This window comes from Kribbella sp. NPDC056861 (assembly GCF_040687575.1).
In the GTDB taxonomy this organism is placed as follows: domain Bacteria; phylum Actinomycetota; class Actinomycetes; order Propionibacteriales; family Kribbellaceae; genus Kribbella.
The window spans coordinates 449,850-464,501 of record NZ_JBFBNQ010000008.1 but is presented as its reverse complement, the minus strand read 5'-3'; the positions used below and the strand labels follow the sequence as shown (position 1 = coordinate 464,501).

At 68.2% G+C, this 14,652-nt stretch carries 15 protein-coding genes; 5 read left to right on the top strand and 10 right to left on the bottom strand.

All coding sequences use genetic code 11. The features are described from left to right. Nucleotides 1-51: 51 nt before the first annotated feature. Entirely contained in the window at nucleotides 52-870 is an 819-nt protein-coding gene (tsf, locus tag AB0P21_RS36515) for a translation elongation factor Ts (RefSeq protein ID WP_363703146.1), read from the bottom strand. A gap of 141 nt (nucleotides 871-1,011) precedes the next feature. Further along, nucleotides 1,012-1,998 carry a 30S ribosomal protein S2 gene (rpsB, locus tag AB0P21_RS36510; protein WP_363703144.1) on the bottom strand — a complete coding sequence of 329 codons (987 nt, stop codon included), beginning with the start codon at nucleotides 1,996-1,998 and terminating at the stop codon, nucleotides 1,012-1,014. A 316-nt stretch (nucleotides 1,999-2,314) separates the two neighbouring features. Here rpsB and AB0P21_RS36505 point away from each other — a divergent pair, with 316 nt between their 5' ends. Continuing rightward, the gene (locus AB0P21_RS36505) at nucleotides 2,315-3,049 is read left to right on the top strand and encodes a M23 family metallopeptidase (protein ID WP_363703142.1); all 735 of its coding nucleotides are present in this window, start codon (nucleotides 2,315-2,317) and stop codon (nucleotides 3,047-3,049) included. 116 nt (nucleotides 3,050-3,165) lie between these two features. Here AB0P21_RS36505 and AB0P21_RS36500 read toward each other — a convergent pair whose 3' ends face one another. Both AB0P21_RS36500 and AB0P21_RS36495 read right to left on the bottom strand, forming a co-directional pair. Beyond that, nucleotides 3,166-3,645, bottom strand: a complete 480-nt coding sequence (locus AB0P21_RS36500; RefSeq protein WP_363703140.1) for an Rrf2 family transcriptional regulator — start codon at nucleotides 3,643-3,645, stop codon at nucleotides 3,166-3,168. Between the two features lie 31 nt (nucleotides 3,646-3,676). After that, nucleotides 3,677-4,618 (bottom strand): tyrosine recombinase XerC, encoded by a 942-nt coding sequence (locus tag AB0P21_RS36495; protein ID WP_363703138.1) that lies wholly within the window; start codon nucleotides 4,616-4,618, stop codon nucleotides 3,677-3,679. A gap of 136 nt (nucleotides 4,619-4,754) precedes the next feature. Here AB0P21_RS36495 and AB0P21_RS36490 point away from each other — a divergent pair, with 136 nt between their 5' ends. From AB0P21_RS36490 to dprA, 4 genes are all read left to right on the top strand, one after another. Continuing rightward, nucleotides 4,755-6,374 carry an amino acid permease gene (locus tag AB0P21_RS36490; protein ID WP_363703136.1) on the top strand — a complete coding sequence of 540 codons (1,620 nt, stop codon included), beginning with the start codon at nucleotides 4,755-4,757 and terminating at the stop codon, nucleotides 6,372-6,374. Nucleotides 6,375-6,510: 136 nt separating this feature from the next. Next, the gene (locus AB0P21_RS36485) at nucleotides 6,511-6,867 is read left to right on the top strand and encodes a YraN family protein (RefSeq protein ID WP_363703134.1); all 357 of its coding nucleotides are present in this window, start codon (nucleotides 6,511-6,513) and stop codon (nucleotides 6,865-6,867) included. Further along, the gene (locus AB0P21_RS36480) at nucleotides 6,867-8,450 is read left to right on the top strand and encodes a YifB family Mg chelatase-like AAA ATPase (RefSeq protein ID WP_363703132.1); all 1,584 of its coding nucleotides are present in this window, start codon (nucleotides 6,867-6,869) and stop codon (nucleotides 8,448-8,450) included. The genes AB0P21_RS36485 and AB0P21_RS36480 overlap by 1 nt, the downstream gene beginning before the upstream one ends. Next, nucleotides 8,447-9,655: a DNA-processing protein DprA gene (dprA, locus tag AB0P21_RS36475; RefSeq protein WP_363703130.1), complete on the top strand. Its 1,209-nt coding sequence runs from the start codon at nucleotides 8,447-8,449 to the stop codon at nucleotides 9,653-9,655. The genes AB0P21_RS36480 and dprA overlap by 4 nt, the downstream gene beginning before the upstream one ends. 776 nt (nucleotides 9,656-10,431) lie before the next feature. Here dprA and AB0P21_RS36470 read toward each other — a convergent pair. From AB0P21_RS36470 to rplS, 6 genes are all read right to left on the bottom strand, one after another. Continuing rightward, nucleotides 10,432-11,370 (bottom strand): hypothetical protein, encoded by a 939-nt coding sequence (locus AB0P21_RS36470; protein WP_363703128.1) that lies wholly within the window; start codon nucleotides 11,368-11,370, stop codon nucleotides 10,432-10,434. 214 nt (nucleotides 11,371-11,584) lie between these two features. After that, complete coding sequence (locus AB0P21_RS36465; protein ID WP_012922325.1) at nucleotides 11,585-11,908, bottom strand: DUF2469 domain-containing protein; 324 nt, start codon at nucleotides 11,906-11,908, stop codon at nucleotides 11,585-11,587. After that, nucleotides 11,905-12,603 (bottom strand): ribonuclease HII, encoded by a 699-nt coding sequence (locus tag AB0P21_RS36460; protein ID WP_363703126.1) that lies wholly within the window; start codon nucleotides 12,601-12,603, stop codon nucleotides 11,905-11,907. The genes AB0P21_RS36465 and AB0P21_RS36460 overlap by 4 nt, the downstream gene beginning before the upstream one ends. A gap of 25 nt (nucleotides 12,604-12,628) precedes the next feature. Next, a complete protein-coding gene (gene lepB, locus AB0P21_RS36455) occupies nucleotides 12,629-13,393 on the bottom strand; it encodes a signal peptidase I (RefSeq protein ID WP_363703124.1) in 765 nt (254 codons plus the stop codon). Then, on the bottom strand, nucleotides 13,390-14,019 hold the full coding sequence (gene lepB / locus AB0P21_RS36450; protein ID WP_363703122.1) for a signal peptidase I: 630 nt from the start codon (nucleotides 14,017-14,019) through the stop codon (nucleotides 13,390-13,392). Before lepB (AB0P21_RS36450) ends, lepB (AB0P21_RS36455) begins: the two co-directional genes overlap by 4 nt. Before the next feature lie 137 nt (nucleotides 14,020-14,156). Further along, nucleotides 14,157-14,519 (bottom strand): 50S ribosomal protein L19, encoded by a 363-nt coding sequence (gene rplS, locus AB0P21_RS36445; protein WP_363703120.1) that lies wholly within the window; start codon nucleotides 14,517-14,519, stop codon nucleotides 14,157-14,159. Nucleotides 14,520-14,652 lie beyond the last annotated feature (133 nt).

Below are 14,652 nucleotides of genomic sequence, written 5' to 3'. Positions count from 1 at the left end.
ATTCCGGCCTCCTCGTCGACTACTGCTTTGACTAGCGGTGGTGCTGAGCCGTCAGGCTCCGACCTCGAAGCGAGCGAACCGCTTGACGGTCACACCGGCTGCGTCGAGGACCGCCTTGACGGTCTTCTTGTTGTCCTGGACCGACGACTGCTCGAGCAGCACGACCTCCTTGAAGAAGCCGTTCACCCGGCCTTCGACGATCTTCGTCAGGGCCTGCTCCGGCTTGCCCTCTTCGCGAGCGGTGGCCTCGGCGATCCGCTTCTCGCTCTCGACCGTCTCGGCCGGGACCTCGTCGCGGGTGGTGTACAGCGGGCGCATCGCGGCGGCCTGCATGGCAGCGCCGCGGGCAGCCTCGGCGTTGTCGCCCTCGAACTCGACCAGTACGCCGACCTGGGCCGGGAGGTCGGCGGCACGCTTGTGCATGTACGCCGCGACCTTGCCGTCGAAGACGGCGACCTTGCCGAGCTCGAGCTTCTCACCGATCACCGCGGCCAGGGCCTCGATGTTCTCGGCGACGCTCTTGCCGTCGGCCAGCTTCTCGCCGAGCAGACCCTCGACGTCGCCGACCTTGCTGGCCGAAGCGTGCGCGACGATGTCGGCCGCGAGCTGCTGGAACTGCTCGTTCTTGGCGACGAAGTCGGTCTCGCAGTTGAACTGGACCATCGCGTTCTCCGCGGCGGCGACCAGTCCGTTGGTGGCGGAGCGCTCGGCGCCACGCTTGGCGGCCTTGGCCGCGCCGTGGATGCGCAGCTCCTCGATCGCCTTCTCGAAGTCACCGTCGGTGGTCTCGAGCGCCTTCTTCGCGTCCATCATGCCCGCGCCGGTGGCGTCGCGGAGCCGCTTCACGTCAGCGGCGGTGTAGTTCGCCATGCCTCGATCTCTCAGTCTTGTGTGGTGCGTCAGCTGGGGGATTGACCGCCCGGCCGGAGCCGGCGGCTGGTCGTCGCCGGGCGCCGGGCCGGCCACCGCAGTACGGTGGCCGGCTCCAGCGCCTGGCAATGACTGGACCGATCAGGCCTCGGTCTTCGGCGCCTCGTCGGCGGCCGGAGCCTCGGTCGCGTCGTCGGCGGCCGGGGCCTCGACAGCAGCTTCCTCGGCGGCGGGAGCCTCGACAGCGGCCTCGGCGGCAGGCGCCTCGACAGCGGTCTCCTCGGCGGCGGCCTCAGCGGCCGGTGCCTCGGCGGCGGGGGCCTCAGCGGCCTTCGCCTCCGTGGTGGCGCCGTTCTGGCTCTCCAGCAGCTCGCGCTCCCAGGCAGCCAGCGGCTCCTCGGCGCCCAGCTCCTCGCCGGCCGCGGCGGCGCCCTGGCCACCACGCGACATCAGACCGTCGGCGACGGCGTCGGCGACCACGCGGGTCAGCAGGCCGACCGAACGGATCGCGTCGTCGTTGCCCGGGATCGGGAAGTCGACCTCGTCCGGGTCGCAGTTGGTGTCCAGGATGCCGATGATCGGCAGCTTGAGCTTGCGCGCCTCGTCGACGGCGAGGTGCTCCTTCTTGGTGTCGACGATCCAGACGGCGGCCGGAACGCGGGCCATGTCACGAATACCGCCGAGGGTCTTGAGCAGCTTGTCGTGCTCGCGACGCTTCTGCAGCAGCTCCTTCTTCGTCACACCGGAGGCCGCGACGTCGTCGAAGTCCAGCAGCTCGAGCTCCTTGAGCCGCTGGAGCCGCTTGTTGACGGTCTGGAAGTTGGTGAGCATGCCGCCCAGCCAGCGCTGGTTCACGTAGGGCATGCCGACCCGGGTCGCCTGCTCGGCGATCGCTTCCTGGGCCTGCTTCTTCGTGCCGACGAACAGGATCGCGCCGCCGGAGGCAACGGTGCTCCGGACGAACTCGTAGGCGCGGTCGATGTACGACAGCGACTGCTGCAGGTCGATGATGTAGATGCCGTTGCGCTCGGTGAAGATGAATCGCTTCATCTTCGGGTTCCAGCGACGGGTCTGGTGCCCGAAGTGGACGCCGCTCTCGAGCAGCTGCTTCATGGTCACGACGGCCATGAGGTTCCTCCTGTCGCGCCCCGGCTCAGCCGGCGACGCCTGTCTCGGTTGTCCGCGACGGACCGGGACGGTCCGCCGCGCCTGACACCCGCGCACACCAATCCCGAACCAGCCGGGACCGAGTGGTGCGCCCACCGACCGCCACCGGGAATCCGAAGTCAGCCTTAGGTATGCGGGCGTGCGAAGTCGTCCCACACAGGTGGGACGCCACCAAAAGTCTACGGGAGACCAGGCACCCACACCTAACCGGCCCCACTTGTCCACAGCCCCGCACATTCCCCGCCCGATCCAGCCCCGCCAACGGCACATTCTCTGTATGACGCCCTTCCTCATCACCCCCCTGCTCGCAGCCGCCCTGCTGACCCCACCCCAGCCCGACCCGCATGCCGTCTGGCCCCTCGATCCACGCCCCGAGATCGTCCGAGGCTTCGAACCCCCACCCAAACCCTGGCTCCCCGGCCACCGCGGCCTCGACCTACGAGGCTCCCCCGGCCAACAGGTCCGCTCAGCCACCCACGGCAAAGTCACGTACGCCGCCCCGCTGGCCGGCCGCGGCGTCATCGTCATCACCAACGGCCCACTCCGCACCACCTATGAACCGGTCAACCCCACAGTCCGCGCTGGCGCCCTCGTCACCCCAGGCACCCCACTGGGCACCCTCTCAGCAGCGGCCTCCCACTGCGCTCCGGCTACGTGCCTCCACTGGGGCCTACTCCAGGCGACTAGTTACTTGAACCCGTTGGCCCTACTTCCCCAACGGCCCATCCGACTACTGCCACTCACCCGGCCGCCCAACAGCATCAACGCAGCCCCAACACAGTCCATCCCGGCGCCACCACCACCGCGCAACCCAACCCGGCCGCACACAGCGACAGCCGCCACCGACCGCGCAGCGGACTCCCCCGCCCCTACCGCGTCGCCCCTGGGCACCTCGGCACCCCACCCCCAGGAAGCTGGACCTCCCACCCAAGGCAACGTCACCTCAGGCGTGCTCGTCGGCCTGGCAGCAATCGCCACCCTCACCGGCAGCCTCCTGATCAGGCGCCACTGATGCCACACCCGACCGACGGCGCCGCGACCACCACCGCGCCACGCCGACCCGCGATCATCACCGTGCCTCGCGAACCCGCCGCGCCTAGCGCCAGCGTGCCCCACCGACCCAACGGATCAGCTCCCCGGGACCCGCGCCTGCCAAGCGTCCTCATCCTTGGACCGCCGCTCAACACCACTCGGCAGCTTGCCCTTGGCCAGATCCGTCAGCGTGGTGTGCTCCAGCACATCCCGCAGGCTAGCCCGCGCCGCGATCCACACCCGCTGCAGCACAACAGCCCGCTCGTTGTACGCGACACTCTCCGGCCGCACCCCCGAGATGCTCACGATCGGACCGTCCACCGCGCGCATCACATCGGCCACCGAGATCTCGTTCGGATCAACAGCGAGCTTCCACCCGCCCGACTGACCCCGCTGACTCGTCAGCACCCCGGCCCGGCGCAGATCCGCCAGGATCCCCTGCAGGAAGCCGTGCGGAATCCCCTGCGCACGACTCAGCTCCTCGGCCGATACCACCGAGGGATCGTTCGCCACCCATCGCTGGGTGATCTCGATCAGCGCCCGCAACGCATAGTCAGACTTCGCCGAAACCCGCATAGTCCGCAGTCTGCCGTATCGAGGGCCGAGGTCAGGCGCGTGGATGCGCTTGTTCGTAGGCGCGTCGCAACCGATCGCCCGAGACGTGCGTGTAGATCTGCGTCGTCGCCAACGATGCGTGACCGAGCAACTCCTGCACGCTGCGCAGATCCGCGCCGCCTTCCAGCAGGTGCGTCGCCGCCGTGTGCCGCATCCCGTGCGGCGACAGGTCGGGCGCGTCGACTGCCTCCATCCGGGCGTGCACGACCCGGCGTACGGTCCGCTGGTCGATCCGTCCACCCCGGCTGCCGAGGAAGAGCGCCGGTCCACTCCCCTCCCGGAACAACTTCGGCCGCGCCCCGTCCAGATACCCGTCCAGCGTGGCTCCCGCCGGTACGCCGTACGGGACCGAGCGTTCCTTACGGCCCTTGCCGAAGACGCGGACCACCCGCCGGCCAGGGTCGACGTCGTCCAGATCGAGCGCGCACAGCTCGCCGACCCGGATACCCGTTGCATAGAGCAACTCCATGATCGCGAGGTCGCGGAGTCCCACCGGGCTGCCGTCATCGGCGGCGACCGCGGCGGCGTCCAGCACCGCCCGCGTGTCCGCCTGCCCAAGAACACCTGGCAGCGACTTGTGCGGCTTGGGGCTGGCAAGCAAGGCCCCCGGATCGGTCTCGATCCGCCCGGTCCGCTGCGCCCAGGCGGTGAACACCCGGGCGGCCGTGGCGCGCCGCGCCATCGTGCTGCGCGACTTCCCGAGGCTCTGTTGCTTGGCCAGCCAGGACCGCAGACCGCGGATGTCCAACCCGCTCAGATCATCGTGACCAAGCCGAGTCAAATGATCGATTAAATCCATCACGTCGCCCATGTAGGCTCGGACAGAATGCTTACTGAGGTCTCTTTCCGCCGTCAGATGCCGTTCGTAGTCAGCCAGTAACACAGTGAAACCTTCCGCGGTGGAAGGCGTCCCGCTGACCTCGTCCGGCACCATGCCCTGACCATGCGGGAGCGGCCGCGGCATCGCAAGCCACCGCGCGGTGGATACCCCCAGGAGGTCTGGCCCGAATCCAACCGGTCGACTACTGTTCGGCCCGATTGCCCTAGTAGCAACGGAGGCACCCCTGACCATGGCCCCCTCAGCGAACGGACAGACCGTAGGCCGGCGCCTGCCGGTCGAGTCGGCGTTCACTCGAGTCGAGGATGCGCGGCACCGTCTGCCGCGCTTGTTCGGTCGTCGCGACCTAGTCGTTCTCGGACTGGGAGTGATGATCGGGTCCGGCATTTTCAGTCTCAGCGGTAAGCAGGCGGCCAATGTCGCCGGCCCCGCTGTGATCCTGTCGTTCCTGATCGCCGCGGTGGTCTGCGTCCTGGCTGCGGCCTGCTACGCGGAACTGTCGTCGACGATCCCTGTATCGGGTAGCGCGTACACCTTCACCTACGTCACCTTCGGCGAGTTGTGGGCCTGGCTGGTGGGCTGGGCTCTGGTGCTCGAGCTCGTCACCGCCGCCGCGATCGTGGCACGCGTGTGGTCGGCGTACTTTCTCGCCACCCTCGACGGCTTCGGCTTCACCTTGCCGGCCAACGTCGCGCAGTACTTCGGGCCGGACGCCAAGATCAACCTGGTGGCGCCTGTGCTGCTGCTGGTGCTGACGGCGCTGATCGTCACCGGCACCAAGCTGTCAGCCCGGGTGCTGACCGTCGTCGTGCTGGCGAAGGTCGCTGTGATCGTGCTGGTGGTCGTGATCGGCGCCATGCACATCGACTTCGACAACTACCGCCCGTTCGTCCCGGACGCGCGACCCGCCCCGGCGACAGCCAGTCCGACCCTGCTCAGCTGGATCCTGGACTCGTCGTTCGGCTCGTTCGGCGTGATGGGCATCTTCACCGCGGCCAGCTCGATCGTCTTCGCCTACATCGGCTTCGACCTGATCGCGACCGCGTCTGAGGACGCCCGCAACCCGCGCAAGACGGTCCCGCAGGGCATGCTGCTCGGTGTCGGCGCCGTCACGATCCTGTACGTCGCGATGGCGGTCGTGCTGGTCGGAATGCGCCCGTCGGGTCAACTGGGTGGCGCCGCACCACTGTCGGAGGCAATGTCGGCGGTCGGCGTCGGGTGGGCTGCGAAGGTGGTCAATCTAGGTGCCTTGCTCGCAATGAGCACGGTCATCGTGGTCGTCTTGATCGCGCAGAGCCGAGTGCTGTTCAACATGGGTCGTGACGGACTGCTGCCGAAGAGCCTGGGCCGGGTCAGCCGGGTCTACTCGTCGCCGGCCCGCGCCGCCACGGCAGCTGGTGTGGCCGCGATTGCGCTGACGATGTACCCGAAGGTCCTCGACCTTGAGGAGCTACTCGTCATCGGCGCCCTGTTCTGCTTCGCGTTCTGTGCCGTCGGCGTGTTGACGCTGCGGCGCAAGGAGCCCAACCTGGAGCGCGGTTTCCGGGTCCCGATGGTGCCGCTGATCCCGCTGCTGTCACTGGCCGCGACGCTGTGGCTGATGCTCAACCTGAAGACCAGCACCTGGACCAAGTTCGGCATCTGGATGGCGGTCGGCCTGGCGATCTATGGCCTCTACGGCCGCTGGCACAGCCGCCTGGCCAACGAGGACAGCTGGGACTTCGACATCGGCGACACCGACCCCGGGACGGGCGGCCTGCAGGCGATCCGCAGCGAGGCCGACACCGGTGAGCTGCGCGCGGTCCGGACACCGCCGAAACCGGCCTCCCGCGGCAAGCACATGCGCAACTGACGTACTGCGAAACCTGACCCCTGACCAGCTCCTGGTCAGGGGTCAGTGCGTTGTGGGGCAGCTTTTCCACAGGCTTTGAAGTCATCCGCGAAATCGGTGCGAACCACGGCAGATTCTTAGTCGGAGGTGGTCATCGATGCGAACCACGAACGCGATCGGGCAGTACGGCGAGGATCTCGCCGCCAGGTATCTCGTGGACAACGGCTTCACGATCCTGGATCGCAACTGGCGTTGCGCACAAGGCGAGATCGACATCGTCGCCCGGGAGCTCCAGACCCTCGTCGTCTGCGAGGTGAAGACCCGGCGCGGACTGAACTACGGCAGCCCGCTGGAGTCGATCACCTACCGCAAGCTCAGCAAGCTTCGCCAACTGGTCGGCCTGTGGCTGCGGCAGCACGACCTCCGCCCCGGCGAGATCCGGATCGACATCGTCGCCGTGCTCCTGCCGCACCGCGGAGGGCCGAGTGTCGACCACGTCAGGGGCGTGGCCTGATGCCGCTCGCCCAGGCGTGGTCCGTGGCGCTCGTCGGGCTGGAAGGCCACCTCGTCGAGATCGAGGCCGACATCGCCCAAGGCCTGCCGAAGACGACCCTGATCGGTCTGCCGGACACCTCACTGTCGGAGGCCCGCGACCGCGTCCGCGCCGCAGTCGTCAACAGCGGCGAGAAGTTCCCCGACCGCAAGGTGACCATCGGCCTCTCCCCCGCGACCTTGCCAAAGACCGGGTCGCACTACGACATCGGCATAGCGTGCGCCCTACTCGCCGCCGCGGGGGTAGTGGACAACCAGCGGCTCCGCCAGGTGGCGATCATCGGCGAACTGGGCCTCGACGGCCGGATCCGGGAGGTTCGTGGCGCGCTCGCGATGACCCTGGCCGCATCCCGTTCCGGCTTCGAGCGAATCGTGGTTCCAGAGCTGAACGCCGGCGAGGCGAAGCTCGTGCCGGGGATCGAGGTCTACGGCATGCGATCCCTACGTCAGGTGCTCGCCCTGCTGCGACAAGCCGAGATGCCCGACGAGGATCCGCCGCGGGCCGAGCCCCGGCTCATCTCCGAGTCGCTCACCCGAGTGCCGGAGGTCGACCTTCACGACGTCCTCGGCCAGCGCGAAGGCCGCAAGGCCATCGAGGCGAGCGCCGCCGGTGGCCATCACATCTACCTGCACGGCCCGCCAGGCTCCGGCAAGACCATGCTCGCCGAGCGCCTTGCAGGCTTGATGCCTGACCTCAGCACCGAAGACTCCCTTGAGGTCTCCGCCGTGCACTCCCTAGCCGGGCTGCTCACCAACGACGCCGAGCTGGTCGTCCGCCCACCCTTCATCGCCCCACACCACACCGCTTCCCTGCCCAGCCTGATCGGCGGCGGCTCCGGCATGCCGCGACCCGGCGCGATCAGCTGCGCCCATCGAGGGATCCTGTTCATCGACGAGGCACCCGAGATGCATCCGCTGACCCTCGACACCTTGCGCCAGCCACTCGAGTCCGGCTTCGTCGAGGTGCACCGGGCGGCGGCCGTCGCGAAGTTCCCAGCCCGCTTCCTGCTCGTCCTCGCGGCGAACCCCTGCCCCTGCGGCCTGGCCGGCATCCCGAACAAGATCTGCAACTGCACACCGCAAAACCTGAACCGCTACCGCCAACGCATCAGCGGCCCGATCAAGGACCGGATCGACATCCAGCGCCAGATCCTGCCCGCCGCCCGAGGCGAAGGCGACGGCGATCCCCCGGAGTCCACCGCCGAGGTCGCCGCCCGGGTCAAACTCGCGCGGGAACGCCAGGCCCACCGCTACCGAGACACCGGCTGGTCGCTGAACAGCGACCTCCCCGGCCCGATCCTCCGCCGTGAGTACCCGATCGACCAGGCCGGCCAACAACTCCTCGAAGACCTGTACTCCGAGGGCCGCCTCACCGCCCGAGGCTTCGACCGAGTCTCCCGCCTCGCCTGGACCCTCGCCGACCTGGAGCCCGCGGGCCCCTCCACCCCGACGGTCGGCCATACCCACGAAGCCTTCCAACTCCGCACCGGTGCCCCACTGACTCCACTCACCGACGCCCGCCCCCTCAGAAAGGACGCCTCATGAGCACTCCGGCACCCTCCCCGACCCGCATCGAACACCCCACCATGGCTGCCCTTTCGCTAGTGGATTCACCGGGAGGCATCGAGGAAGAACGGCTCGCCCGAGCCGGGTTGTCCCGAGTCGTCGAACCGGGAGATCCGGCGGCCGTCTCCGCCTTCGAAGGCATGGAGGCCGAGGAGTTGTGGGCAGCCTTGCACGAGAAGCGCCCAATGTTCGAGCGCTGGAGCGCCCGAGTAGCTGAGGCACGTCCAGAGCTCGACTTGGAGCGCGCTGCCGCGGCCGGAGCACGGTTCGTAATCCCCGGCGACGACGAGTGGCCCGAGCAGGTCGAGGTCCTGGCCGATGCAGGCTTGCAGAGCCGCCGCGGCGGCGTACCGTTCGGCCTCTGGGTCCGCGGACCGTCGCACCTGCGCGAGACCCTCACCCAATCCGTCGCCCTGGTCGGCGCCCGCGCGTGCTCGTCGTACGGCGAACACGCAGCCGCCGAACTAGCCGCCGGCCTCGCCGACGAAGGCATCACAGTGGTCTCCGGCGGCGCCTATGGCATCGATGCCGCCGCCCACCGCGGAGCCCTCGCCAGCGGCGGCCCAACCGTGGCCGTCCTCGCCTGCGGAGTCGACGTCAGCTACCCGAAAAGCAACACGGCCCTCTTCGACCGAATAGCCCAAACAGGCTTGCTGGTCAGCGAACTCCCGCCAAGATGCTCCCCCACCAAACTCCGCTTCCTGGCCCGCAACAGACTCATCGCCGCAACCACCCTGGGCACGATCGTCGTCGAAGCAGCAGTCCGCAGCGGCGCCCTCAACAGCGCCGGCTGGGCCGAACAATGCGGCCGCCAAGTCCTGGCCGTCCCCGGCCCGATCACCTCCCGAATGTCCGAAGGCGTCCACCTCCTGATCCGCGAACGCAACGCCACCCTCGCCACCAACGTCGCCGACATCCTGGAAGCAATCTCCCCCATAGGCACCCACACCACCCCCTACCCCCACGCCCCCGCCACCCCCACCGACAACCTGGACCACGACGTCGCCCGCACCCTGGACGCCGTCCCCGTCCTACGCCCCGCCCACGCCCTCCGCATAGCCACCACAGCCGGTCTAGACCTCGAGACCACCCAGGAATGCCTGGAAACCCTCGCCGAATCCCACCTGATCGAATACACAGAATCCGGCTGGCACCTCTCCCCCACCCACCGCCAATCCCTCTAACCCCACCACCGCCATCCCCATCCCCGCGCGTAACCGCTCACTCGCCTGTCCCCATCCAGCGTCCGCAACCGCCGGCTGCCTCGCACAGCCACACACAGCCCATTCCCCAGCCCAGCGGCGCGCCCGGCCCGGCGGCACGCAGTACAAGCAAGCCCGACCACCGACGCTGCCCCGACGTCGCCCCTGGCGCCTGACAGCAGACCCATTGACAGGGACGTTGCCGACCGGATCTCCGCATGCAGGTAGCCGAGTCGGCGACCTTAGGGCGGCACCCAGCGAAGTACACCCGCGGTAGCTCGGCACGCTGGCCGACTGACAGGCACACGCCCGCGCGTCTCAAGACCTTCGACCTGATTCGGGCGAGGTACTCCGAGCTGGTTGGGCCCGTCACCTCCCGACGCTAGTGGAGTTGGCGGCATGGTCAGCGGGCTTACGAGGTACGCCCCCTCCCGCCTCAGCACCAAGCTCAGCTGACAAAGGTGCTCGCGGCCAAGACACCACCTGGTCCTAGCTCCGGCTCCGAGCCGCCAAGCTTCCGTTCCAGCCGCCTGTCCCATCCCTATCCCCGGCCCTCGCCCTGCCCATCCCCGCCCCAGCCCGTCACCGTCCGCCTTGCCTGGAGTGGAGGGCCGGCGGTTGATTTAGGTGCTGGTGTTGACCGCCGGACGAGTGCGACTGACTTCTGCACGTGTTTGGTGGGGCTTGCTGGTGGCGGGTAGGAGGCAGTCGGGCCGCGGGGCGTGAGGTGGTGGATGAGCTTCAGGTGGGCGAATGCATCAGGTGGTGGGGGAAGGCATCAGATGGCGGATGAAGAAGTGGTTTGCGGGGGCTGCCTCGAACTGGGGGATGCCGGTGTGGCCGCCCATGTTCGCGTGGAGGGTTTTCTCCTTGGAGGCGAAGGCGTCGAACAGGTCCAGGGCGAGTTGACGGTCGTTGCCTTGGTCGTCCCATTGGAGAAGGACGTGGAGCGGGATGGTTAGTTGGCGGGCTTCGTCGAACATGCTGCGGGGGACGTAGCTGCCGGCGAAGAGGAGGGCGGCGGAGACTCTTGGGTCGACCAGGGCCAGGCGGAGGGCGATGGCGAGTACTCCTCCTGCGATGCCGGCTGGGGCGGTGAGTTCGGGGAGTTGCAGGAGGGCGTCGAGGGTGGCTTGCCATTCCGGGACCGATTGGTCGACCAAGGGGAGGATGAGGCGGTTGATGATGTCTTCGGTAACTGGGGTGCCGGATTGGAGGGCTTGGCGTAGGTCGGCGCGGGCTTGTTCGACAGCGGGTAGGCGGCGACGGGTGCCGGAGCCGGGGAGTTCGATGGTGGCGGTGGCGAAGCCTGCTGCTGCGGAGTGCTGGGCTCGGGCTGCGAGGCGGGGGTACATCTTGGGCAGGTCGCCGGGGTGGCCGAGCAGGATCAGCGGGGCCGGTGCAGCCGCGTAGGCGGAGGTCGGTGCAGACGCGGGAGCTGCTGCGGGCACGGAGGCAGACGCCGGAACGGAGGCTGATGCCTGGGCGGGGGCAGAGGCCGGCGAAGCGGCGGAGGTGGGCGCAGCGGCAGAGGTCGGCGCAGCGGCGGAGGTCGGCGCAGCGGCGGAGGTCGGCGCAGCTGCAGGGGCCGACGTGGGGGCAGCGGTGGGTGTCCACAGGATGCCGGGGATGTCGCCGATCGTGAAGGTGCGCTCTAGTACGCCGGCTTCGAGGGTTTGCTCGGAGGTGAACTGCATGGCTTGCCTTTCGGGAGGGCTGTAAACGGCGCTCCCGGGCGAGCTATCGCCGGACGGTGATCCTTGAGGGGAGCGCCCCTGTTGATGGTGCGGTCATGGGGTATCACCTCCTCGTTGGCTTGTGCGGGTCTTCGGGGATCAGGTTAGAGCAGCGCGGGGGCATGCGGGCAACCCGCGCGGTGAGGCGCGGGTTGCCGGAGTACTGCGGGGCCGGTCAGCGGCCGAAGTCGGAGTCTTTGGGGACTTCCAGGTCGGACTTGGCCAGTTCTTCGATGTTGACGTCGCGGAAGGTGACGACCTTCGCGTTCTTCACGAAGCGTGCGGAGCGGTAGACGTCCCAGACCCAGGCGTCGGCCATCGTCACTTCGAAGTAGACGTCGCCGCCTTCGGTCCGGACTTTCAGGTCTACCGCGTTGCACAGGTAGAAGCGCCGTTCGGTCTCCACTACGTACTTGAAGATCCCGACGACGTCCTTGTACTCCCGATAGAGCTGTAGCTCCATATCGGTCTCGTACTTCTCGAGGTCGTCTGCACTCATCGGCTCTCCACTCCGGTGGGACTGGTCACATTCTGTCCCATATCGGGCCGCATACTGCGGCGGACATTCTCGAACCGCCGTCGATGTTGTGGGCACGGGCCGTATTGGTCCAGTGCCGCTTGGTGTTCGGAGGTGCAGTAGCCCTTGTGGACCGCGAAATCGTACTGCGGGTACTCCTCGTGCCAGCGCTGCATGATCCGGTCACGGGTCACCTTCGCGATCACCGAGGCAGCCGCGATACACGCCGCCACCCGGTCACCCTTCCAGACGGCCAGCCCCGGTACGCCGAGACCGTCCACCCCGAAGCCGTCCGTCAGCACGTACTGCGGGCGCAGGTCGAGCAGGAAGATCGCCCGGCGGAGCGCCTCCACGTTCGCGACATGCATGCCGAGCCGGTCGCACTCGGCCGCCTCGATCGAGACCACCGACCAGGCCAGCGCCCGGTCGCGGATCTGGTCGTAGCAGCGGTCCCGCGCCTTGGCGGTCAGCAGCTTGGAGTCGGCCAACTCGGGAATCTGCCCGCGCTTGCCGTCCGGTAGGATCACCGCGGCCGCGACCAGCGGGCCGGCACACGGTCCGCGGCCCGCCTCGTCGACGCCCGCGATCGGGTCGAGACCGACTCGCCGCAGGGCGCGTTCGTACCCGTACAGCCCGGCGTCACGCCGGATGGTGCTGCCGCGCGGAAGTGCGCTCATCCATCAACTCACTTGCCGGTGGAGATCACTTGGGTGGTGGGGTGAGGGAGATCGAGGGTTTGTCCGGCGCCGGACCGGGGGCCGGGATCGCCTTGAAGGTCTCCGGCACGTCGAGTTTGTCGAACCTGTTGGCCGGCCAGACCACCAGGATCGCGCGGCCGGTGACCTTGTCCATCGGGACGAAGGCGGCGTCACCCGGCGCGCCGCCGTCGGGGCCGGTGTCGCTCAGGTGCACCCGGGAGTCGCCCGACTCGGACCGGTGGTCGCCCATCACGAAGACGCGGCCGGCCGGCACGGTGACCTGGAACTCCATCGCCGACGGCGCGTCACCGGGGTACAGGTACTGGCTCTCCTCCAGCGGCTGGCCGTTCACCAGCAGCCGGCCCTTGGAGTCGCAGCAGGCGACCTTGTCGCCCGGCATCCCGATCAGGCGCTTGATCAGGTGCCCGTGGCTGGAGTCCGGCAGCAGCCCGACGACCTCGAAGAACCGGCCGACCGAACCACGCTTCTGGCCGCTCTCCTCGGTGCCCAGCCAGCCGCCCGGATCCTCGAACACGACCACGTCGCCGCGCTCGACATCGGTCAGCTTCTCGACCACGACCCGGTCACCGACCAGCAGCGTGTTCTGCATCGACTCGCTCGGGATGATGAACATCTGGCCGACGAAGGCCCGCAGGATCGACGAGACGATCAGCGCACCGACCACGATCAGCACGAACTCGCGGGCAGCTGCCGCGAGGCCCGAGCGGTGGGCGGGTTTCGCTTTCGTCGCAGTCGGTGTCTCAGTCACTTCTTCAGCCCCGGCTTCTTGAAGGTTTCCGGAGGACGCAGCATCGTCATCCGGTCAGACGGCCAGATTACGCAACAGGCACGGCCAACCACGTTGTCCACGGGCACGAATCCGCCGCCGGGTCCGCCCATGTGCGCGCGGGAGTCCGCGGACTCGGCCCGATTGTCACCCATGACCCACAGTGAACCAGGCGGCACAACGACGCTGAACGGTGAGTTGGAGGGCCGGGCGTCCTTGAGCAGGTACTCGCGCTCGTCCAGGGCGATGTTGTTCACCGCGATCTGCCCGGCCTTGTTGCAGCAGATCACCCGGTCGCCGGCCACGCCGATCACCCGTTTGACCAGGTGACCCTCACCGCTGCGCGGCAGAATGCCGACGAACTCGCCGACCTGGCGCAGCGGACCGGGCTCCTTCGGGGCCTCGTTCAGCCAGTTCGCGGGGTCCTTGAAGACGATGATGTCGCCCCGGTCCACGTCCCGGTGCAGATAACTGACCTTCTCGGCCAGGATCCGGTCGTTGGTGGTGAGGGTGTCGTACATTGACTCCGAGGGCACGTAGAACGCCTCGGCGACAAAAAGCCGCAGGACGACCGTGATGACCAACGCGAGCACTGTCACGGTGGTCATCTCGATCAGCAGGCTCAGCAGCGGATTACGCTGCTTGAGCCTGCGGTGACGTCCCTTGGTGCGACGTGCCCTCCTGGCTGGCGGGCGAGCGCGCGTCGCGGTGCTCGGCGCCATACCGGACCGTCGTCAGTCGACGATCAGGAGGCCGGGATGTTGTCCCGCTTCTCCTTGATCTTGGCGGCCTTGCCGCGCAGGTCGCGCAGGTAGTACAGCTTCGCGCGGCGCACGTCGCCACGGGTGACGACCTCGACCTTGTCGACGATCGGGGTGTGCAGCGGGAAAGTGCGCTCGACGCCGACGCCGAAGCTGACCTTGCGGACCGTGAAGGTCTCCTGCAGGCCGCCACCGTGGCGACGGATCACGACACCCTTGAAGACCTGGACACGGGAGCGGTTGCCTTCGACGACCTTGACGTGCACGTTGACCGTGTCACCGGCGCGGAAAGCGGGGATGTCGTCACGCTTGCTCGCGTTGTCGAGTTCGTTCAGCAGGTTGGTCATCAGGTGTCTCTTCCTCGCGACTGCCACAGGTCACCCGCGAATGCTTGGTGATAAAAGTTGGGTTTGCCGTCACGCGGTGGTCACCCCCTGTGGCAGGAGCACCGAATGGCAACAGCGACCAAGTCTGCCACAC

Bases quoted from the DNA above. Each gene is read 5' to 3' on its own strand.
- tsf (WP_363703146.1), bottom strand. From the start codon at position 870: ATGGCGAACTACACCGCCGCTGACGTGAAGCGGCTCCGCGACGCCACC.
- rpsB (WP_363703144.1), bottom strand. From the start codon at position 1,998: ATGGCCGTCGTGACCATGAAGCAGCTGCTCGAGAGCGGCGTCCACTTC.
- AB0P21_RS36505 (WP_363703142.1), top strand. From the start codon at position 2,315: ATGACGCCCTTCCTCATCACCCCCCTGCTCGCAGCCGCCCTGCTGACC.
- AB0P21_RS36500 (WP_363703140.1), bottom strand. From the start codon at position 3,645: ATGCGGGTTTCGGCGAAGTCTGACTATGCGTTGCGGGCGCTGATCGAG.
- AB0P21_RS36495 (WP_363703138.1), bottom strand. From the start codon at position 4,618: ATGGTGCCGGACGAGGTCAGCGGGACGCCTTCCACCGCGGAAGGTTTC.
- AB0P21_RS36490 (WP_363703136.1), top strand. From the start codon at position 4,755: ATGGCCCCCTCAGCGAACGGACAGACCGTAGGCCGGCGCCTGCCGGTC.
- AB0P21_RS36485 (WP_363703134.1), top strand. From the start codon at position 6,511: ATGCGAACCACGAACGCGATCGGGCAGTACGGCGAGGATCTCGCCGCC.
- AB0P21_RS36480 (WP_363703132.1), top strand. From the start codon at position 6,867: ATGCCGCTCGCCCAGGCGTGGTCCGTGGCGCTCGTCGGGCTGGAAGGC.
- dprA (WP_363703130.1), top strand. From the start codon at position 8,447: ATGAGCACTCCGGCACCCTCCCCGACCCGCATCGAACACCCCACCATG.
- AB0P21_RS36470 (WP_363703128.1), bottom strand. From the start codon at position 11,370: ATGCAGTTCACCTCCGAGCAAACCCTCGAAGCCGGCGTACTAGAGCGC.
- AB0P21_RS36465 (WP_012922325.1), bottom strand. From the start codon at position 11,908: ATGAGTGCAGACGACCTCGAGAAGTACGAGACCGATATGGAGCTACAG.
- AB0P21_RS36460 (WP_363703126.1), bottom strand. From the start codon at position 12,603: ATGAGCGCACTTCCGCGCGGCAGCACCATCCGGCGTGACGCCGGGCTG.
- lepB (WP_363703122.1), bottom strand. From the start codon at position 14,019: ATGACCACCGTGACAGTGCTCGCGTTGGTCATCACGGTCGTCCTGCGG.
- rplS (WP_363703120.1), bottom strand. From the start codon at position 14,519: ATGACCAACCTGCTGAACGAACTCGACAACGCGAGCAAGCGTGACGAC.